This window comes from Cellulomonas fulva (assembly GCF_018531375.1).
Lineage (GTDB): Bacteria > Actinomycetota > Actinomycetes > Actinomycetales > Cellulomonadaceae > Cellulomonas > Cellulomonas fulva.
In genome coordinates, this window is sequence record NZ_JAHBOH010000001.1 from 1,418,314 (window position 1) to 1,436,527 (window position 18,214).

24 protein-coding genes and 1 pseudogene are annotated in these 18,214 nt (G+C 68.7%); 11 read left to right on the top strand and 14 right to left on the bottom strand.

All coding sequences use genetic code 11. The features are described from left to right. Positions 1–8: 8 nt before the first annotated feature. The gene (locus KIN34_RS06285) at positions 9–518 is read right to left on the bottom strand and encodes a mycothiol transferase (RefSeq protein WP_214348205.1); all 510 of its coding nucleotides are present in this window, start codon (positions 516–518) and stop codon (positions 9–11) included. Positions 519–1,215: 697 nt separating this feature from the next. On the opposite strand from KIN34_RS06285, the gene KIN34_RS06290 reads away from it, so the two are divergent. Next, entirely contained in the window at positions 1,216–2,580 is a 1,365-nt protein-coding gene (locus KIN34_RS06290; protein ID WP_214348208.1) for a DNA cytosine methyltransferase, read from the top strand. On the opposite strand, the gene KIN34_RS06295 is transcribed toward KIN34_RS06290, so the two are convergent. Beyond that, positions 2,577–3,566 (bottom strand): hypothetical protein, encoded by a 990-nt coding sequence (locus KIN34_RS06295; RefSeq protein ID WP_214348211.1) that lies wholly within the window; start codon positions 3,564–3,566, stop codon positions 2,577–2,579. The two genes, KIN34_RS06290 and KIN34_RS06295, sit on opposite strands and share 4 nt — an antisense overlap. A gap of 26 nt (positions 3,567–3,592) precedes the next feature. Then, positions 3,593–3,976 carry a very short patch repair endonuclease gene (locus tag KIN34_RS06300; protein WP_307858111.1) on the bottom strand — a complete coding sequence of 128 codons (384 nt, stop codon included), beginning with the start codon at positions 3,974–3,976 and terminating at the stop codon, positions 3,593–3,595. A gap of 112 nt (positions 3,977–4,088) precedes the next feature. On the opposite strand from KIN34_RS06300, the gene KIN34_RS06305 reads away from it, so the two are divergent. After that, positions 4,089–4,859 (top strand): hypothetical protein, encoded by a 771-nt coding sequence (locus tag KIN34_RS06305; RefSeq protein ID WP_214348216.1) that lies wholly within the window; start codon positions 4,089–4,091, stop codon positions 4,857–4,859. A gap of 344 nt (positions 4,860–5,203) precedes the next feature. Here KIN34_RS06305 and KIN34_RS06310 read toward each other — a convergent pair whose 3' ends face one another. The 7 genes and pseudogenes from KIN34_RS06310 to KIN34_RS17485 all read right to left on the bottom strand — a co-directional run. Next, positions 5,204–5,719, bottom strand: coding sequence for a hypothetical protein (locus KIN34_RS06310; protein WP_214348218.1), 516 nt, complete (start codon positions 5,717–5,719; stop codon positions 5,204–5,206). A gap of 197 nt (positions 5,720–5,916) precedes the next feature. Then, positions 5,917–6,252, bottom strand: coding sequence for a hypothetical protein (locus KIN34_RS06315; protein WP_214348220.1), 336 nt, complete (start codon positions 6,250–6,252; stop codon positions 5,917–5,919). A gap of 63 nt (positions 6,253–6,315) precedes the next feature. Beyond that, complete coding sequence (locus KIN34_RS06320) at positions 6,316–6,567, bottom strand: hypothetical protein (protein WP_214348222.1); 252 nt, start codon at positions 6,565–6,567, stop codon at positions 6,316–6,318. Next, positions 6,564–6,830 carry an antitoxin VbhA family protein gene (locus tag KIN34_RS17475; protein WP_372449530.1) on the bottom strand — a complete coding sequence of 89 codons (267 nt, stop codon included), beginning with the start codon at positions 6,828–6,830 and terminating at the stop codon, positions 6,564–6,566. Before KIN34_RS17475 ends, KIN34_RS06320 begins: the two co-directional genes overlap by 4 nt. Continuing rightward, positions 6,755–7,072, bottom strand: a complete 318-nt coding sequence (locus KIN34_RS06330; RefSeq protein WP_214348226.1) for a hypothetical protein — start codon at positions 7,070–7,072, stop codon at positions 6,755–6,757. Before KIN34_RS06330 ends, KIN34_RS17475 begins: the two co-directional genes overlap by 76 nt. Continuing rightward, positions 7,069–7,212 (bottom strand): helix-turn-helix domain-containing protein, encoded by a 144-nt coding sequence (locus KIN34_RS17480; protein ID WP_372449552.1) that lies wholly within the window; start codon positions 7,210–7,212, stop codon positions 7,069–7,071. The genes KIN34_RS06330 and KIN34_RS17480 overlap by 4 nt, the downstream gene beginning before the upstream one ends. Positions 7,213–7,293: 81 nt before the next feature. Further along, positions 7,294–7,654 (bottom strand): annotated as a pseudogene (locus KIN34_RS17485) (recombinase family protein); the annotation flags it as partial. 226 nt (positions 7,655–7,880) lie between these two features. Between KIN34_RS17485 and KIN34_RS06340 the strand changes: the two are divergent. From KIN34_RS06340 to KIN34_RS06355, 4 genes are all read left to right on the top strand, one after another. After that, complete coding sequence (locus tag KIN34_RS06340) at positions 7,881–8,795, top strand: hypothetical protein (protein ID WP_214348229.1); 915 nt, start codon at positions 7,881–7,883, stop codon at positions 8,793–8,795. A gap of 279 nt (positions 8,796–9,074) precedes the next feature. Continuing rightward, on the top strand, positions 9,075–10,232 hold the full coding sequence (locus KIN34_RS06345) for a hypothetical protein (RefSeq protein WP_214348232.1): 1,158 nt from the start codon (positions 9,075–9,077) through the stop codon (positions 10,230–10,232). Between the two features lie 230 nt (positions 10,233–10,462). Continuing rightward, a complete protein-coding gene (locus KIN34_RS06350) occupies positions 10,463–11,194 on the top strand; it encodes a hypothetical protein (RefSeq protein WP_214348234.1) in 732 nt (243 codons plus the stop codon). A 977-nt stretch (positions 11,195–12,171) separates the two neighbouring features. Next, entirely contained in the window at positions 12,172–12,585 is a 414-nt protein-coding gene (locus KIN34_RS06355) for a hypothetical protein (protein WP_214348237.1), read from the top strand. On the opposite strand, the gene KIN34_RS06360 is transcribed toward KIN34_RS06355, so the two are convergent. After that, a complete protein-coding gene (locus tag KIN34_RS06360; protein WP_237689057.1) occupies positions 12,553–13,611 on the bottom strand; it encodes a prepilin-type N-terminal cleavage/methylation domain-containing protein in 1,059 nt (352 codons plus the stop codon). The genes KIN34_RS06355 and KIN34_RS06360 overlap by 33 nt on opposite strands. Before the next feature lie 228 nt (positions 13,612–13,839). On the opposite strand from KIN34_RS06360, the gene KIN34_RS06365 reads away from it, so the two are divergent. From KIN34_RS06365 to KIN34_RS06375, 3 genes are read left to right on the top strand one after another with little or no spacing between them, the layout of a single operon-like run. Beyond that, entirely contained in the window at positions 13,840–14,193 is a 354-nt protein-coding gene (locus KIN34_RS06365) for a hypothetical protein (protein ID WP_214348240.1), read from the top strand. Then, positions 14,190–14,405, top strand: a complete 216-nt coding sequence (locus tag KIN34_RS06370; protein WP_214348243.1) for a hypothetical protein — start codon at positions 14,190–14,192, stop codon at positions 14,403–14,405. Before KIN34_RS06365 ends, KIN34_RS06370 begins: the two co-directional genes overlap by 4 nt. Continuing rightward, positions 14,402–14,803 (top strand): hypothetical protein, encoded by a 402-nt coding sequence (locus KIN34_RS06375; RefSeq protein WP_214348246.1) that lies wholly within the window; start codon positions 14,402–14,404, stop codon positions 14,801–14,803. Before KIN34_RS06370 ends, KIN34_RS06375 begins: the two co-directional genes overlap by 4 nt. 65 nt (positions 14,804–14,868) lie before the next feature. Here KIN34_RS06375 and KIN34_RS06380 read toward each other — a convergent pair whose 3' ends face one another. The 3 genes from KIN34_RS06380 to KIN34_RS06390 all read right to left on the bottom strand — a co-directional run bounded on the left by KIN34_RS06380 (position 14,869) and on the right by KIN34_RS06390 (position 16,954). After that, the gene (locus KIN34_RS06380; protein ID WP_214348249.1) at positions 14,869–15,549 is read right to left on the bottom strand and encodes a hypothetical protein; all 681 of its coding nucleotides are present in this window, start codon (positions 15,547–15,549) and stop codon (positions 14,869–14,871) included. A gap of 213 nt (positions 15,550–15,762) precedes the next feature. Continuing rightward, positions 15,763–16,059, bottom strand: a complete 297-nt coding sequence (locus KIN34_RS06385) for a hypothetical protein (protein ID WP_214348252.1) — start codon at positions 16,057–16,059, stop codon at positions 15,763–15,765. Positions 16,060–16,354: 295 nt separating this feature from the next. Then, positions 16,355–16,954 carry a hypothetical protein gene (locus KIN34_RS06390; RefSeq protein WP_214348254.1) on the bottom strand — a complete coding sequence of 200 codons (600 nt, stop codon included), beginning with the start codon at positions 16,952–16,954 and terminating at the stop codon, positions 16,355–16,357. 118 nt (positions 16,955–17,072) lie between these two features. On the opposite strand from KIN34_RS06390, the gene KIN34_RS06395 reads away from it, so the two are divergent. Beyond that, positions 17,073–17,624 carry an HNH endonuclease signature motif containing protein gene (locus KIN34_RS06395; RefSeq protein ID WP_214348257.1) on the top strand — a complete coding sequence of 184 codons (552 nt, stop codon included), beginning with the start codon at positions 17,073–17,075 and terminating at the stop codon, positions 17,622–17,624. A 55-nt stretch (positions 17,625–17,679) separates the two neighbouring features. Next, positions 17,680–18,015, top strand: coding sequence for a histone-like nucleoid-structuring protein Lsr2 (locus KIN34_RS06400; protein WP_214348260.1), 336 nt, complete (start codon positions 17,680–17,682; stop codon positions 18,013–18,015). The last annotated feature ends 199 nt before the right edge of the window (positions 18,016–18,214 follow it).

An 18,214-nucleotide genomic window follows, 5' to 3' on the forward strand; every position in this document is an offset into this window, starting at 1 on the left:
CGGCCGCGTCAGCGCGCGCGGTCGAGCAGCCCGCGCAGGTAGCCGGCCTGACCGGCGTGCTCCAGGTCGTCGGCGAGGATGCTCACCAGGCGCGTGCCGAGGGTCACCGGCGGGTCCCAGCCCTCGTCGACGACGACGTCGAGGTCGTCGTCCTGGAGCCGCTCGAGGTAGGCGAGCGTGACGTCCGTCGTGTCCTGCAGGTAGCCCAGCAGCAGCGCGCCGGACGCGCGGACCTGAGCGACCTCGTCGGACGTCTGGCCGTACCCGTTCGCGTCCGCGCCGAACGGCAGGTCGAAGCGGTCCGCCCAGCCGCGTGACGTCCAGACCTGCTCGCTGCCGGCGAGCGGCGCGATCTGCGCGTCCTGGCCGCGCGCGATGTGCCAGGCGAGCCACGCCAGCGTGTTGGCCTGCGGGTCGACGCGGCGCGTGAGGTCCGCCTCGTCGACCCCGTCGAGCGCGTGCCGGACCAGGTCGACGATCCGGCCGAAGCCGTCCGCCAGGACGTCGTTGCTGCGCACGGAGATCTCCTTCGCTTCGCGGGGACGCCCTCGACGCTACGACGCGACCGCGCACCCCGCGCGCCGACCCCGGACCGCGACCAGCACCGGGGGTGGTGGGATCGCCGCGCTCTCCCTTGCCGGAGCTCGGGTTCAGGCGACGCGGGGTTCGGACCGGACGTGTACGCACGGTGTGCGTACGCCCGCCGCTGCGACCAGCGTGGCGCAGCTCGTCCCGGCGGCGATCTCGCGACAGGTCAGCTGCTGATGCACGGGTACCTCTGCTGGCGCGGGCCTGAACGCCGCACCCGCCAGGCAGCGCACCCGCCAGGCAGAGTGCGCGAACGGCCTGCGAGCTGCATGTGCAGGTCACAGGCCGTTCTTCGGCGGAGGATGGGGGATTCGAATCTCCTAGACGCGCGCGTTTGACCAGGTCAGACGCACGATCAAGCGTGTTCCCTCGCCGGCAGAGGTGCCCGTTTCCCGCAGTTCGCCGCACTTCCTCGCACTCCCTGGTCCCAGGGGAACACCCTGCGTGGCGGGCAAGGCGACAGAGCCGACACGCCGGCAACCGGCACGCCGAAGAGCTGTACAGGCGTTCGAAGCCAAGCTAGCGTGCGAGACGAAGCACACGCCGAGCTAGGGTAGCTATCCTGGCCGATCCCGGTTAGCTTGGCGTGGACGCTCCCGCACCACCCGCACCGCCCCGGAGGCCACCGTGACCGAGCATGCGACGACGCCGTCGGCGTTCCGGTTCATTGACCTCTTCGCCGGGATCGGCGGGTTCCACGCGACGCTCGCTGCGTACGGTGGTGAGTGCCAGTACGCCGTCGAGATCGACCCGCACGCCGCAGCCGTCTACGAGCGCAACTGGGGTCGTGACCCCCGGGGAGACATCACCGCAGACGCCAACGACGGCGTTATGAACGTGCCCGCCCACGACGTCCTCGCGGCTGGCCTGCCGTGTCAGCCGTTCTCGAAGTCCGGCGCGCAGCGTGGCATGGACGAGACGCGCGGCACCCTCTGGTTCAACACGCTGCGCATCGTGCAGGAGCACCACCCAGCGATCGTCCTGATCGAGAACGTGCGGAACCTCGCTGGCCCCCGCCACGACCACGAGCTGAAGATCATCGTGCGAGCGCTTCGCGAGGAGGGCTACCGGGTGTCGGACGCTCCCGCGATCTTCTCTCCGCACCTGCTGCCCCCCACGTTGGGCGGACGCCCGCAGGTCCGCGAGCGAGTCTTCATTACCGCGACGTACAACCCGAAGGGCATCGGCACTGACCGCCCCCTGCCCGTTGCGACGATGGCAGACCGGTTCAACGGGTGGGGTCCGGCGGACTGGGACCTCGACACGCACCTGCCGCTCGACCCGGACCACCACGTGCAAGGTTGCGATCTCACGGCGGCCGAGCGACTGTGGATCGACGCGTGGGATGACTTCGTCCAAGTCATGTGGGAGGAGCGCGAAGGGCGGCGCCTCCCGGGCTTCCCGATCTGGGCGGACGCATGGGTCGACGTCGACGACCTGCGCATCCCCGCAGACACGCCCCTGTGGAAGCGTCAGCACCTGACGAAGAACGCCGTGTTCTACACCGAGCACAAGGCCACGCTCGACCGCTGGGCCGCCAAGTGGGGCGTGTTCACGGACGCGTTCCCGCCGTCCCGGCGCAAGCTCGAATGGCAGGCGCAGGACACCGCGCGACTGTGGGACACCGTGATGCACTTCCGGCCGTCCGGGATCCGTGCCAAGCGCGCAACCTACGTGCCGGCACTCGTGGCGATCACCCAGACTTCGATCGTTGGACCGCGCGAGCGACGACTCTCGCCGCGTGAGGCTGCTCGGCTGCAGGGGCTTCCGGACGGCTTCGACTTCGGTGACCAGCCGACGTCGGCGACGTACAAGCAGCTCGGCAACGGCGTCAACATCGGCGTCGTTTGGCACATCCTGCGAGCTCACGTGAACCGCGACCGCGACATCCTTAAGACGACCGCCAAGGGGCGAAGCGTCCTCGCAGCCGTCGACGGTGCACCCGACGCGCCGGACAAGGTGCTCGCGGAGATGTTCCCGGTGAAGGGCTAACCGAGCGCTGACGGCCGCGACGCCGGCGAGAACCGACGGTCGAACTCGCTGCGCTGGGAGAGGTACAGGTCCGGCGGGCGCGGTGGCGCATAGGCCGCGAACCACATCGGCATCGGCGTCCACAAGCCGAGGCCGGCGGCAGATGCCATGAGGCCGTGGACGATCTCCTTTGAGAGCACCGTGGCTCGGTTGTTCTTACCGGTGGGGACTTCGCGGAGAAGGTCCGCAGGGAAGATGTAGACGCCTGGCCTGCCCTTCCACGTCAGCGTTCCGGCATCGAGTTCGTGGACGCCCTTCGCTGGGACCCACAACAGCTCGATGTGGTTGGCCGGCACGCCAGCAGCGGCTCGAGCAGCGAGCGTGGGCCACACCAGCTCGAACGACGGCCAGCTCGACCAGATCGCGAGAAGCGTCGCTGAGCCGTCCGGCTGCCACTCGACGAGCGCGGGCACCTTCCCGCGTGCGTCTCCACTTTCGGGGCGCGGCCACACCGCGCGGAATCGGCCAGCCTTGCTGGTTGGAGACGAGGGAGCCCATTCGCCTGTGACCGGCGAGTAGCCGGACGCGACGTAGGTGACCGGAACTGCTGACGTCCATGTGCCCGTCGTCTCCTGAGCCGCTACGAGCGCGTCCCAGTGCACACCGGTCTGCTGCGCGCCGGCGCCGCTCTTATGGCTGTACGGGAGGCTGTCGACGATGTAGTCGCCCTTCACGCCTGGCTCGCCGCGCGGCGTCTTCGACAGTGCGACGGCGGGCTCCGCACGAGCGACCCAGTTCGCGAGGGCGTCGTACCAGAGATCCTCGAGCAACGCCGCCGCCGTCAGCCCGTAGTAGGTGCCGCGATACTGCGGCTGCGCCGCCACGATAGGGAGAAGCCACTCGGGGTCTGCAAGCATCGCAGAGACGGTTGCCATGAATGCGCGCTCGCGCGCGTCGACGGTTACCCCGGCCAGGTCGCGCCCGGTTGCCGTGCAGATCGCTGCCACGATCGGGACCCTAGCGACCTAGCGTGCTACGTCAGGGTCGACGCACCGGCGGCTGCCGCGCGGACGCGCTCGACGGCGACGGGGATGTCGCTGGTGATCTCGTGCTCCCAGATGCGGACGACGGTCCAGCCCGCGTCGTTCGCCAGCGTCGTCGATCGCAGATCGTTCGCCTTGTTGCGATCCATCTTCGCCGCCCAGAGCTCGGCGTTTGGCCCAGTCCACGGTGTCCGCCGTCCGTGGTCGGGGCAGCCGTGCCAGAAGCACCCGTCAACGAAGACGGCCACCCGGTGACGGGGGAGCACAAGGTCTGGGGTGCAGCCCTTCGCAACCTTGGGATGGAGCCGGAACCGGAAGCCGGCCGCGTGCAACGCGCGACGCAGCGCCACCTCTGGCTGGGTGCTCGTCTTCACGCGGCCTGCGAGATGTCCGCCGGCGTCGGTTGCCCTCCACGTCTCCATCCATGTCAACGTACGGAGGTGATATCCGGCGTGCGCGTTCTATGCGTCGGTACCGTCATCAGTTATGTGGAGCTGGCGGGTGCGATCTCTGGCTGCGCTCGGCCTGCTAACGGTTGCCGGAGCAGTCGTCACCGCCCTGATCGAGACCGGGCCGCTTGCGGCCTGGAAGCCTGCTCAGGCGGCGATCGCGGTCGCCACGGCGGGCGTTGGCGGCCTCACCACGTTCGTTACTGCTGCCTTCGAAGGGACGCACGAGCGCCGCGCACGTCGGCGATCGGACATCGAACGACTCCAACGTGGCCTCGAGTGGAACCTGTTCAAGAACGACAGGATCTCGCCCTTCGATGTTGGCCTCGCGGTGTGGATGCCACGGAGGCGATGGCTGTTCGCGCGCCACCCCCCGAAGATCAGCGACAAGCTCTACCGATCCCGCTCGCGCAACCGACACACTTCCACTGGCATCGTTTGGCGAGTGGGCATGGGCGTCATCGGACGCTGTATCGAGACGGGCGACATCGTGGGTGTCGACCTGCAGGACCTATGGGCGGGCCTCCGAGGCTGCGACGAACCGACCTGGCTGGCTCAGCCTGAGGTGACCGTCCGTCAGCGGCTCACGTTCGAGGACTTCAACAAGGCTCAGGCATCCGGAAGCGTCATCCCGGGGGGTCACTTGAACTACGTGCTAGCCGTGCCGATCCTCAAGGAAGGGCGCCGCAAGCCGCTCGGATGTGTTGCGCTCGACCTGCCGCCGGACCTTGTGCCGGCTGGCGTGTCAGAGGGGCACTACATAGTGGAGGGACTCCGAGGGATCGCCGATCTCCTCGGATCGGAGTAGGCATAGGTGAGGGAGGGCGAGATGGACAGCAGCAGCGGCGCAACGCTCCACGAGCCGCGCCACCGGGCGAGCACGTCGTTCGTCATCCGCGGGGCGCAGAGGCTTGACGCGCCTCCGTCGTCGTTGGTCACAGCGCTTCGCGAGCTCGGCGACAGCGAAGGCGAGAAGAGCCTGGTCAGCGCGTACGCGACCAACGGGCCAGCGGCGCGTTCATCGCGTACGCGGTAGACGCGGCGTACGCAGTCCCGTATCGTTTCCAGTGCCCAAGGCAGTAGCCGAGGGAAGTCGAAGGCTCGAGACCCGTCCGGACGGTCGTGGCGCTCGGGCCTTACGCATGTCCGGGGTCAGACGTCCACGATCTTCGTGACGAGCGGCATCGCCCGGCTGCGGAAGTCCCCGCCGCGCGCGTACGCCCACCCGATCGCATCAGGGACCGCCAACAGCGGCTCGGCCGCCGCGAGACGGTGCTCGTACTGGACACGCTCGGTGCAGCGGAGCTCGCGAACCAGGCGGAAGAGCTGCTGGCGGTCCCGCGCGTCCTGCGACTCGTCGCACTCGAACGTCACCCGCGCGGTCGGCTCGAACGCCAACGGACGGACCAGCTTGTCGATGCAAGCCTCACGGGCGGCGATGTTCGTCTTGTAGCCGACGGCGCGATAGATCGTCGCTCGCAGCCCGGCTCTCTCGAACGCGCTCAGGATCGTTCGCCGACGCCCGTCGGTCTCCGTCTTCATGTGGATGCGGCTCTGCTTAGGCAGGTGGAGGGCGCGAACGGCGCCTCTGGCCGCGCCCAGGTCAGCGGGCAGCACGACACTCGCGACGAGCAGGTACGGACCTGCCTTCGACTCGTCCACGAACACGTGCACTGACAAGCTCCTTGCTCTCGTGTACTGGGCCCGTGACCCTAACCGGCGGCCTGTCACTCGGCCCACGTCTTGCGCTTCCTGCGGTAGCAGAGACAAGCACGACACCCGGCCCAATGTCTCGTCCTCGGCCGGAACGACGTTCTTGGCAGGTGATGAGCGTGTCCGGGCGCTGGGCATGTCCTACGGCGTCGTCACTGGTAGATCGGCTGGGTGCTCCACCACTGCTCGAGGAGCTCGCAGATGAGCGCGTCGTGCTGTTCGTGCCGGATACCGAGCGGGGTGCCCCACTCGTGGCCGTATGCCTCGAACTCGCGGACGGCGCGCCACCCGCCGGCGACCGTCGGGTGGTAGTCGTGGCACCCGCCGGAACCCCCGTTGGCGACCGTGGCGACGTGCACCCCATCGCGAAGGAGGTGCGCTTCGAATCGGGGCGTCTCCCACCCGCCAGCGAAGCGCACCCGACGCAGCGTGTAAGGGCAGTCGTCGGGGATCGGGCGCGGTGCGTCGTCGTCGAGCTCGTCGGTCATCGGGTGCTCCTCGGGTCAGAGTCGGGTGTTTGTGCAGGTCAGGTAGGGGACCGGAAACTCCGATCAGGAGTCGGGCGTCCTCACCCAGCCGGGCCGCTCGAGCGAGACACGGATGCGCTCCGCGTCGGCATCCGCGAGATCGTCGGTGACCTCGATCGGCTGGTCGTGCTCGTCGTACATGAACATGAACTCCGGCTCCCATGCGGCGGGTGCGTCAGCGGCGTCGGCCACGTCGATGTCGTAGGTGACGGTCCCGTCGTCGTGCACCGTGACGAAGACGGGCAGGCCGATTGCGTAGGTCCGGGGCGCGGTCATCGGGTCTCCTGAGAGTCGGTCGGGTACTGCTGGTCAATCCACGTCTGCAGGTCGTCGAGCGTGATCTCCCCCGCGACCCACGCAGCGCACATCGCTTCGAGTTCGGGGTCTGGCTCGTGCCCAGCCAGCCGAGCGGACGCCAGCGCCCCAGCGGCGATCCGTGCGCGTTCCGCTTGGTCGGGGGTGCTCAACGCTCGCGCCTCGACCGCTGGAGCATGACCCACGCGACCACGCTTCCGGCGATGCAGCGCGCATCTGAGCACCGCTCCAAACCCGCCAGCGGCCCGGCCGCGATGAGCCGACGCGAGCCGTCCTGGTGGACCGTCACCGCATAGCTCATATCGGCCACATCGAGCCAGGCCACGACCCCGGCGCGATCGTCGAGGATCAGCGCCACCCACGCCGAGCCGTCGTCCACCAGCTCGGGCATCGCGCCGATCCCCGAACCCATCAGCGACGTCGCGATCCCCGCCGCGAGGACCGCGCCGCTCGTCGTGGCGCTCAACGGGCAACTGCCGGGGCACGGCGGTCGTCGATCGCCGCGTAGACGGTCGTCCTGCTGACACCGAGCGTGCGGGCCACCTGAGAGACGGACGTGCCCGTCGCGAGCATGCTGCGCGCCGCATCGATGCGCTCGGGTGACATCACAGGAGGACGACCGCCAACCCGGCCACGAGCACGCGCCGAAGCCAGGCCGCTCTTCGTGCGCTCGACCAGGATCTCCCGCTCGAGCTCTGCCAGCGCCGCCAGGATCGTGAGTATGAGCCCGCCCATCGGGCCCGCGCTCTCGCTCGTGTCGATGCCCTGCGTCAGGCTCCGGAGTCCGATGCCACGGACGGCAAAGTCGTCGAGCACGAGCGCGAGCAGGTTGCGCACCGAGCGCCCCGCGCGGCTCAACTCCGTGACGACGATTGTCTCCACTGCGCGCGTACCCGAGCATGAGGTCCCACTGCGGCCTGCTGGCCTTCGTGCCCGAGACGCCACGATCGACCCACACCCGCTCGCATCCGGCGGCCGTCAGCTCGTCCACCTGCCGCTGCGGGTCCTGATCCGGTCGGCTCGTCCTTGCGTACCCCAGGAGTGCCACCGCGCATCACCTCGACTCTCGAGCACCTGTTCGATTCGAGGTCGACAGAGAACCGGCAACGACGCGATCTGTCCAACTAACGGTCGGGTGAAGTTCCTTAACACCTGCGGTTTCCCACACGTTTGCTGAACAACCGGCCACCCGAGACCGCGACGACGTCGAGAAGTGTTCAGTCATCGCTCGTTTAATGAGCAAGAGTGAGCAGCATCGCTGGCACGATTGACTCGTGACCGAGCACACCTTCTACAGCGATCGCCTCAACGGGCCGCCGCCCGCGATCCACGACACTCTTCCCGCGACGGCGTCGAGGGGACTGCTGAGCCTGCTCGACACGAAGATCAACGCGAACTGGCTCGCGAAGGAGTTTCCCGAGCGCTGCCCGGACGGGCACGGCACCTACGACACCGATGTCGCTGCGCTGGCCGCGAACCTCCAAGCGCTCGTTCCCGGGGCGCCCTGGCCGCTTCTGCACCCAGACGCGGCAGTGGGCGACGAGACTGTCTTTGACGTGGTCGAGTACGCCGCGGCCCGCGTGGCGGAACCTGTGAACCTTCAGTACCACAGCTTCTTCGGCCACTACGAGCTGCGCTTCAACGACGACGAGGGCCGGGCGAAGTTCCGCTCCGACGTCAACGCGATCCTGCAGCGGGGTCGGACGATGTACGAGCTCACGGAGAACGGCGAGGTGCATCGCCGCGGTACCGCTGAGGTGCAGTCCGTCATGGCAGGTCTGAACCCGGCGTCGGGCGACGCGCGCCTGGACGAGCTGATCGGCGAAGCTCGATCCCTCTACACGTCGCATCGCGCAAGCGATCGAGCGGTCGCGCTCGAGCGGCTATGGGACGCGTTCGAACGTCTGAAGACGATCGACCTGCCAGGTGGCGACAAGAAGCTGAGCATCGAGAAGCTGCTCAGCAACCTCGACGCCACTTGGCGACCCACGATCGAGGCGGAAATGACGACCCTGACGAATCTCGGCAACAACTTTGCTATCCGGCACCACGAGACGAGGACGACGCCGGTGCCCGAGGGCAGCGCCAGTGACTACCTCTTCGCGCGGATGGGAGCTCTGATCACTGAGCTGCTGGCGGCGAGCCGACGGCTCCGACCGGCCGCGACCGTGAACCCGTGGGACTTGTGAGCGCTCCCGCCCGCTGCTCCAGGTCGTAGCGAGGCGCGCGCGTCGAGACCGCGATGTCGGTGCTCCCTGCGATCGTTGGGGAGTGGATGGATGGAGCCTCGCGCGCGCGGTCGCACCGCTGCTGCCGCGTGCGTTGGCGACGTTGGCGTGCGGTGCCGTGTTGGCGTGGATGGTCATGACTGGTGACTACCGACTCGTCGCCGCAGCGATGGATGGCGGGGTCGACGCCGTCAGGGACTGGACTGGTCTGTACGACTCGCTCACGCGGATCGTGACGCCGTGACAACGACTGGCCGTTACGACTGGTTGCCAGATCACCAGCTGCACGTGGTCGCGACACTGGCTCACGCCGACCACCTGATCGAACTCGCGGCCGAGACGCTCCGCCCCGTCCTGCGCGACGGTGCCGTGGAGCTGCACGACCGTTACGAAGGTGGACTGTGCCTGGCCACGGTGAAGGCGGTCAAGCCGATCCCGCCCGCCGTGAGCCGCTACACCGCTGACGCTCTGACTCAACTGCGCGCTGCGCTCGAGCATGTGCTGTTCGTGGAGGTTGAGCGGGCGACTGGCCGAGACCTGACGGAGAGCGAGGCACGCGCGATCGAGATGCCCGCGTGCACGGACGCCGACGACTTCGGCAAGTGGCTGAACGACGGTCGCCGCAAGAAGCTGTCAGCGCTGCGAGACGGAACCAGGCTGGTCAAGCGCATCCGTGAGCTCCAGCCCTACAACCTGCGGAAGCAGCCAGATCAGCACCCGTTGAGGCTGCTGGTCGCGCACACGAACCTCGCGAAGCATCGCGCGCCGCTCGTTGCCGCGACACGCGTGGGACGCGTCATCCCGGACTCGATGCCGCCGGGCGTGGAGATCCCCGAACCGAGCGGCCAACCTGTGCGGGTGGGAGATGTGCTCGCAATCGCGCCGGCGGGCGTGGTCCTACCCATGGACATCTGGCCGACGATCAGCGTGCGCCGACCCCACACCGGTGAGTTCCCCATCCTGCTCAGCGAGTTCGAGTTGATCGCGGACTGGGTGCGGACCGTCGCCATCCCGATCCTCGTCACCGGTGGGAGCAATGTGACGCACTTGCCGGTCGAGCTCGACACCACTGCCGCTTGGGACGATCCTCGCGCTGTCATCGCCGCCGGTGGACACGTCACAGCTCCGGCGCGATTCCGACGCTCCATTCAGGTCCGGATCGGACGCGAAGGACTGCGCGACATGCTCGACGTGCACCCCGCGAAACCAGACCGCGACGCGATCCGACGGTGGGTCAGGAGCCTCAGCGACGACGACGTGCTTGCTCGCATCACGGCGGTCACCGCCGGCACGTCGGTGGAGATCATGCTCCGCAACAAGGCGGTTACGGACGGCTGGGTCGACGAAGTGACCGCGCTCGAAGGGCAGGCGGTCGAGTCACCCGTGCGTCCGGTTTAGGCGCCGCTGTACCTGTCATCACCTACCGTTGCCCGCCGCCGCCGGGGTGTGACGGGGCAGATGGGGTGATCGTGATGTGTGAAACGGCCGGGCGGCGGTGCGCAGGGCATGCAGGACCGGCGCTGCGAGATGCACTGCGACGGTTCCGGGACGCGTGCCCGGGTGCACAGGATCCGTGTCTGCTCCTCCAGGCCGAGAGTCGGATCGGGCAGCTTCATGCGCACGTCGCTGTGGCGTCGGCGTACGTCCGTGACGCCGAGACGGACGAAGAGCGCCAAGAGGCGGAGCGCTACCTCGAGCAGGCACGTGAGCGGCTCCGGAGGCGTTGGGCGGAGCGTGCCGCGACGTCACAGGCCGCTGCGCTGACTGCTGACGAGCAAACCGCGTGGGACGTTGCGGAGCACGACCGGCGCCACGCCGAGGAGCGAACCGAGGCGTACGAGCAGATGGCAGACGCGCGATGGGGCGTGGACGGCTCGGCGGCGGACCGCTACGACCGGCTCGCTGCGCATCATCGCCAGGCAGCGGCGGAGGCCAAGGCGACCCAGGACCGCATCCTCGCTGGTGCGCGTGCTCGTCGATCGACTCCCGCCGCTCCGGCTCCTGTCGCTCGTGTGGAGCTGACCGCCGAGCAGCGGGTAACCATCTCCACCTGGAGCCAGTGGAACCGGCCAGACGCCCTGGTCACGGGCCACCAGGCGGCAGCGATCGTCGGCGAGGACGCCGCAGGTCGGCTTCCAGTCGCGCTCGAAGCCGACACGCACGGCCGCTACCCGGACATGCACCGCTTCGGCGACGTGGCCGCGGTCGCTGGTGACGACCTGCCCGCGCCTGCCCGTTCGACGCGGGCAATCCTGCAGGCGCACACGCGCTGGCTGCGATCCGGCGAGTCGGAGCGTGTCGCAGCGTGGCGAGAGCTCGACGCGCGCCGCAACCGCGCGGACCTGGCGGGAGCAGCCTGATGTGCGAGACCGGCGGGCGCCGGCGCGCCGCACACACCAGGACCGAGCACGAGCGCGCGAGTGGCGTCTACCGGGTGGTCTATCCCCGCGGCTGCTGCCGGGTAGACCCCGTGAGCCGCGTTGAGGCCATGCACGGCGCGTGGTACTCCCCGAGTTTGGGGACGAGCTCGCACGCGCATGTTGGCCCACCCCCGAGCCAGGTGCCGCCGCGTCCGGCTCCGCAGCCTGCACCGGCTCCCCGGCCAGCACCTACGCAGACGTCGCCTCCGCGACCGACGTACGCGCCCCCACCGCCGCCGAGTTCGCCGCAGCCGCAGTTCTGGGGGCTGCCCCCGGCAGCACATCCCGGCCCGTCACCGCGCCCGGCTCAGGCATGGACGCCACAGCGACGGACGACGACGGGCGGGAGCCGTGCAGGTCGGGTGGCTCGGGTGCTCGCGCGGCACCTGGGCCGGCAGATGCTCCACGCCGTGACTCCGCGGGTGCTTCGCAAACCGCTCCGCACGATGACGACGATGCTCCGGCTGGGCCGGGCACGCCGCCGCTGACCCCGACCACCTACCTGGCTCGACGCTGGCGGCCCGCTCCCGATCCCTGGGGGCGGGTCGCCCCGTTTTGTGGGCGCAACGTGGCGGGCGGGTGGTGGACGTAGGGGAACAGGAGTTCCGGTGTCGGTGCGTTGTCGCGCTGCGTTTCCGCAGGTCAAGCGAGGGACACGGTAACGATCGCGTCCGGTCTCAGCTCCATTCCTAGCTCTGATCCCAGCTCCCGGCCCGGCGATGTCGGGTCCTGCCGGTAGACCGCGGGGGTCGGAACATCCCCCAACCCCGCAGGCACGTCTTGCTCCCAGCCCCACGCTGCCCGTACGCCTACGCCCGCGCGCACGCCGACTTCGCGGTTGCGCTCCGAGACGCCGCGCCCGTCGAGCACCTGGAGGGGCGATGAGCACCGAGACACCGCCCCCACCAGGACGGCCCGTGCTGACCCTGGTGCCCGCTTCCGTGCCGACCCTGACTCTCTCCGGCATGCGCTGGACGGGCATCGGCGTCGATGTGGCCGGGACACTCATCGAGCGTGCCGAACAGCGCGGTGATGACCGAGGCACCGCCCTGGCAGCCACGAGCGCAGTGATCGCGCACCGAGCCTGCGCGGCGCTCATCAACGGTCAAAACGGCGACGCACGAACCCTTGCCGGGCTCGCCACCGCGCTCCGTCACGAAGCCCTTAGCCACGACGCGCAAGCAGCCTGGGACGCGACGAACGAGTGCTCAAGTGAGCTCGTGTCGACCTGCCGCCCACAAACGACCGCGCCCCTGCCCGATGCGAGCCGGGGAGGGGCGCTCTCGTCCTCGCGGAGGTCAGCAGGCGGACGTTCCCGAAGAGGCGAATGAAAACTGCGGCGTCGTCGGCGCGGTGGAGCCCGGCGCCGTAGTAGCCGTGATCACGGCATTGGCGCCATCAAAGGCGCAGGCTGAGACCAGATTCTTGCCGACAGGCACTTGCTGCGCCCAATCCCACCCGGCGGGAAGAGTCCTGCTGGGGCCAGCAGACAGATCCCAGCGGATCACCGCATAGGAAGTGACCACGGGGCTGGGCGTGATCGTGACGACTGCCGCGATGGAAGCACCACCCGAGGCGCTCGTGGACCACGTCGTCCACGAGCCCACCGCCACCGTGCACGTTCTCATCGCGTCGACGACCCCGCCCGCGCTGTACACGGTGCATGCCGGGAGCGGTGGAAGTGGAGTGCCGGTGCGGTTCGGGATCGTCGGTGCGCTGCCCGAGCAGCTCGATCCAGGCGGCAGGATGCCGCCCTTGGTCGAGTCGTAGTACAGCGGCGACGCGTCCGTGAATCGAGCGCCGCGTCCGTCGCTGGCGAGCGCGATGCAGTAGCCATTGGCGGTGCCACTGGCAGCCCAGCGAACGCCGTCCGTCGTGACGACCTTCTGGCTGCCACCGTTGACCGCGACGCTCCCGGTCGAACTGTCACCGGTGACGATGCCTGCCCCGTCTGTGAACGCGGCTTCGACGCTCTTCGCGACGGTCGCTGCCTGGGCCTTGACGGCGGCGTCGTGCGCCTTGGCCTTCTGGTTCATGAAGACGGGGATGGCGATGCCGGCGAGGATGCCGATGATGATGACGACGACGAGGAGTTCGACGAGCGTGAAGCCGCGATCAGTGCCGGTGCGGCGCGGTGGTCGGCGGGGTGTGGCTGGTCGTGGAGCGGCCCAGCGCTCGAGATCGGCAGGGTCGAGGAGGACCCGACCCCGTCCGCGGCCCTGACGCAGGTGTTGAAGGTCACCGTCGGCGAGGGCGTGAGCGATCGTCGAGCGCGATTGGCCGGCGCGTTCGCACGCTTCACGGATCGTCAGGAAATCGGGAGCCTCGGGCTGTCGAATATCTGCATGTGCGTTCATGGCGAACGGTAGCCGCACGTCCGGACAACGGGACGCAATCTGGAACAACGCTGTACAAGCCGTCGCCTAAGGTGCGCGCACGCCTTTCAAGGCCAGGCAGAAATCCCGGTCGGGGCGCGCACAGATAGGCAACGCGAAATGGCAATCCAGAACACGGCACCAGCACCCGCCACCCGCGCAGAACGACGAGCAGCAGAACGACCAAACCGGAAGCGGAAGGTCATCGCTGTGGGAGCCGCAGCGGGAGCAGCCGCGCTCATCGCCGGCGCCGCCGGAATCGGTGCGAACCTCACCCACGAGGAGCGAAGCACAGGCCACCAGATCGGCAACGGCGGCTCGATCGCCTTCTCCCTGTACGACCAGCAGATCGACGTTGAGAGCGTGCTGCCCGGCGACGTCCTCAACCTGGACCAGACGCTCACGAAGGCGGCCAGCGTCGATCTGCACATCGAGATCGCATTTCTTGACGAGTTCACGGCCGAGGACTTCGATGCCAAGCAGAACGCGAGCTTCGCCCTCGTCGTCACGGGTGTCCAGACGGCTCACACCGACTGGGAGCCGGGCATGGTGGCTGCCCCGTGATCAGGGCAGCACGGCGCGTCGCGAGCGGGGTGGTCGGCCTGGCGCTGGCTGCCCCGCTCGGCGGCGGTGCACTCGGGTGGACCGCGAACGTGGTCGAGAGCGAGTCGATGGACGCGGCGTCCGGCTATGCCGTCGGAGACCTCGTCGTGACCGCCCCGCTGCGCGGACACGCCCGCTCGTGGGTGAGGTCGTCCGCGTTCGCGGCCCCGTGAGCAGCGACAACGCCATGGTGCAGAAGGCGCTCGAGCTCACCGGGCGGGCGGACCCCGGCTTCGTGCACCGGGTCGTCGAACTCCGTGCCGGTGGGGTCGTGCTGACCCAGGGCGATGCCAACGCGACTGCCGATGCCCCGCACAGGATGGACGAGCTCGCCGGCCGGGTCGTCGCGCACGGGCCGCAGGCCGCCGGTACCGCCTGGACTGCCTTCCGCAGCATCCCCGCTCAGGCAGCGCTCGCCATGGCCGCGGTCCTCCTGTGGCCGACCCGCTCACGCCGCCGCGCACGTTCCGCACGTCCTGCACATCCCGCCGTGCTTCAAGCTCCGGACAGCCTCGAGCAGCCGCAGGAAGTGGGGCGGGTGCGTGGCCGACACCGCGCCGCCACTGCCTAACGATCGACCTAACGATCGACGAAGACCCCCGAACGGCCGAGAGGTGGGCCGGGGGTCTCGTCGCGTTAGGTCTGCTCGGGACCCGACAGATCGCTTGGCGAGTGCCCGATCGCTATCGCCAGCTTGGCGATCACGTCTCTGATCCACGGATCCCACGGGTCGCCGGGAACCATCGACGAGTACGAGTGCAGAGCAAGGATGAGGCCAGCCGCGAGCATCGCGTCCCACTGCTCCACGGGCACCTCAGCCATGCTGCGCGCTGTCCCGAGGCTCGGGTGCGATTGCTCCGAGTCCGACCAGTAGGCGCCGAACCAGACTTGCGGGAAGATCGCGCCGGCGGTCGCCGAGTCCGCGAGCTCCCCGATCACGGCCTTCATCGTCGGAACTGGCCGACGCTCGATTGCGAGAGCCTTGTCGACCTGCTCAGGGGACCAAGCTGCCCACGCTCGAAGCACGTCCTCGTTGCGAGCAACGTTCGCTCGGTACTTCGCCTTAAGCACCGGGATCGCCTCGTCTCCGTGCCGGGATACCCAGCCCAGCCACACGGCGTGCTCGATCACCGCCCGACGCATTGGCGCAGCCACGTCGCCGAAGTTGTTCGCGTTCAACAGCAGTACTGCCTCGCACGTCTCCAAGATGTGCGCAAGCCACGCCTCTGCGAGCCGCCCTGCATCACCGTCCGCCGACACGAAGTGCTCCCGCGCGAGCGTCACCGCTTCCGTGATCACCTCGCGAGCGGTCGGCATGAACGCATCATGGCACGCACAACACCGCCGTCATGGCACCGCAGATCGCTGGTCTGACCTGCGCACACACCACCCGGGTCAACCTGTGCCTACCAGTGCCCGGGAGACCCGCCAGGACGCCGTACGCGGCCCGTGGACGGCCTGGAACAGCGCGCAGCCACACCGGTGCGTCACGGCGCTGAACGGGCGGGAGAAGACGACGTCGGGGCCCGTCTACGCGAACGCGGCGTCCAGGGCTAGGAGCAAGAAATCGGCGTCGTCCGACAACTTCACAGCCTGGACGAACGCGCACCAGACCATGGGGTCGCGAGCGACGCCGTGCTGCGTGATCTGCTCGGCAATGCCCATTGCCGTCCACGGGTGCGGGCGCCTACCTTCTGCCGCGCACGCGCTACTGATGGCGACTGCGTCAGCAAGCTCGTCCGGGGACAGCGCGAAGCCGAGCGACTCGCGCCTGCTCTGCCATTCCGCCGCGACCGTCGCGTCACTCAGATCCCAGTTCGTTGCCACGGTGCGCAACCATACGGTCGCGCGCCGCTTGGTCCTCGCGGACCTCACCAGCGCCCGTCTGAGCGCCGAGAACACCCCGGCCCCACGGTTGCACGACCTGCGACAGTTCGGCCCGCCACGCCCCGCGCAGCACCTCGACGGGCACACCGGTAGCCGGCGCGGGACCGGTCACGGGGAGGTTCCACCCGCGCAGGTTCGCGGGTGCTCTCTGCCCAACATGGGGTGCAGCGGGGAGCGGTCGGCCGGCGCGCCCAGTTCCGGCCACACGGGCCGCACAGCGAGCGAAGCGAGGCGCTCACCTGGCCACGACGACCTGGTACGCGCTCGGGTCCGCCTGCTTGGCGACCCACTCGTTGACCACGGCGACCGTCTTGTCGAGCGAGTTCGACACGGACGCGTGGCCGAGCTCACGGTTCTGGTCCGAGGTGTAAGCCCCGTACAGCTGCTCCATCGGCCCGTCCGAGCTCCGCGACGCGCGCGCGCTGAAGACGATGATGACCGTCTTGCCGAGCGCGTTCGCCGCAGCGGACGCCCGGTTCAGGGTGGTCTGAGACACCGACTCCGACAGGCGACCGTCAGCGCTCGCGACGGCCTCCGTGACCGGCGCCGTGATGTCCGCCGTGATGGCGGCCGGTAGCGGCTGGGCCGGGTCGTAGACGATGCCGCCCTCGCTGAGCGGGTAGACGTTGAGGCCAGCAGCCTCTGCGGCGGCCTGCTCGTCCATCGTCTTGATGGTGTCGCCGGCGACCGGCGCGGCCACCTCGGCTTTCCCGGTATCGGCCGTTGCCGTGGCCACAGCTTGTGAAGCCGGCCTGACGGAGGCGGCCGACTCGCCGGTCGCCGCGCACGCGGTTAAGGAGACGATGACGAAGAAGACAACGGGAGCGGCGGTCACGGTACGGGTGGTCACGCTGGACTGTCGGCGCCAGGCTCGTTGCGGTTGAGATCGGGATTCCCGGGCCATCCGATCGGGTGGCCTACCAGCGCGAACGATCGCTGCAATGATGCGCGACATGAGCGAGAGACGCCCAGACGTTCCCATGCCAGTCCAGCGCGCTGTACGCGTGGAGGCGGGCCACCGTTGCGCTATCCCCACATGCCGACAGACGAGCGGCCTCGAGATTCACCACATTCGCGACTGGGCGGACTCCCGGGACCACTCCTTCGAAAACCTCATCCTGCTGTGCGCCGTGTGCCATTCGCGGGCGACGAAGGGCGAGATCGACCGATTGGCGATGCAGGCTTACAAGGCCAACCTTGGGCTTGTCACGGGACGGTATGGGGATCTTGAACGGCGCGTGCTGGAGCGGTTCACGAAGGACCCGCTCCTGACCGAGATCGTCATCGACCGAGCGAACGAGCTCAGCCTCCAGTACCTCGTCGACGACGGGATCATTGAAGATCTCGGATCGTCGGATGGTGCTTACATGTTCGCGCTGCCTGATGCCACCCCGGAACTCGGCGACGAGCCTTCGGGCTTCGAATATGGCCCGTGGCGTTGGGGCTTGACGGAAGCGGGTCGCGAGTTCGTCGCGCGATATAGGCGTGCCGAGGCGATCGATTAGCAACCGCCGGTAAACTCGACCGTGTAGAAGTTCCCGACTTTTTGGAGATCGCACGATGGCACAGAAGGTTCAGTCCCTACTGGTCGACGACGTCGATGGAGGGGCAGCCGACGAAACGGTTTCGTTCGGTTTCGATGGTGTGACCTACGAGATCGACCTCACGTCAGCGCACGCGGCCGAGGTGCGCGAGGCGTTCGCGCAGTGGATCGGTCACGCGCGCAAGGTCGGCGGTCGTTCGGCGGGTCGTGGCGCCGGACGCCAGGGTCGTCGGACGTCAGCGAGTGCTGGTGCGTCGGGCGACATCCGCGAGTGGGCCAAGGACCACGGCTATCACGTGTCCGAGCGTGGGCGCATCAGCGCTGAGGTCAAGGCCGCGTACGACGCGCGCTGAGTCATCACGAAGACCTCGGCACCTGATCAACGGGTGCCGGGGTCTTCCGCTGTGTGGGAGACCTTCCATACGCTGAGCGCGTCTTGGCTTGTAGCCACTCCTGGCGCCGCGCATATGACGCAGGCCCAGGCGCGGACCGGGATTTCAGCCCGGCGCGCGCCCTTCCACTCGGAGGGCGCCGTGCCCTGCTCGAAGGTCC

Bases quoted from the DNA above. Each gene is read 5' to 3' on its own strand.
- KIN34_RS06305 (WP_214348216.1), top strand. From the start codon at position 4,089: ATGTGGAGCTGGCGGGTGCGATCTCTGGCTGCGCTCGGCCTGCTAACG.
- KIN34_RS06315 (WP_214348220.1), bottom strand. From the start codon at position 6,252: ATGACCGACGAGCTCGACGACGACGCACCGCGCCCGATCCCCGACGAC.
- KIN34_RS06320 (WP_214348222.1), bottom strand. From the start codon at position 6,567: ATGACCGCGCCCCGGACCTACGCAATCGGCCTGCCCGTCTTCGTCACG.
- KIN34_RS17480 (WP_372449552.1), bottom strand. From the start codon at position 7,212: ATGTCACCCGAGCGCATCGATGCGGCGCGCAGCATGCTCGCGACGGGC.
- KIN34_RS06360 (WP_237689057.1), bottom strand. From the start codon at position 13,611: ATGAACGCACATGCAGATATTCGACAGCCCGAGGCTCCCGATTTCCTG.
- KIN34_RS06380 (WP_214348249.1), bottom strand. From the start codon at position 15,549: ATGCCGACCGCTCGCGAGGTGATCACGGAAGCGGTGACGCTCGCGCGG.
- KIN34_RS06395 (WP_214348257.1), top strand. From the start codon at position 17,073: ATGAGCGAGAGACGCCCAGACGTTCCCATGCCAGTCCAGCGCGCTGTA.
- KIN34_RS06400 (WP_214348260.1), top strand. From the start codon at position 17,680: ATGGCACAGAAGGTTCAGTCCCTACTGGTCGACGACGTCGATGGAGGG.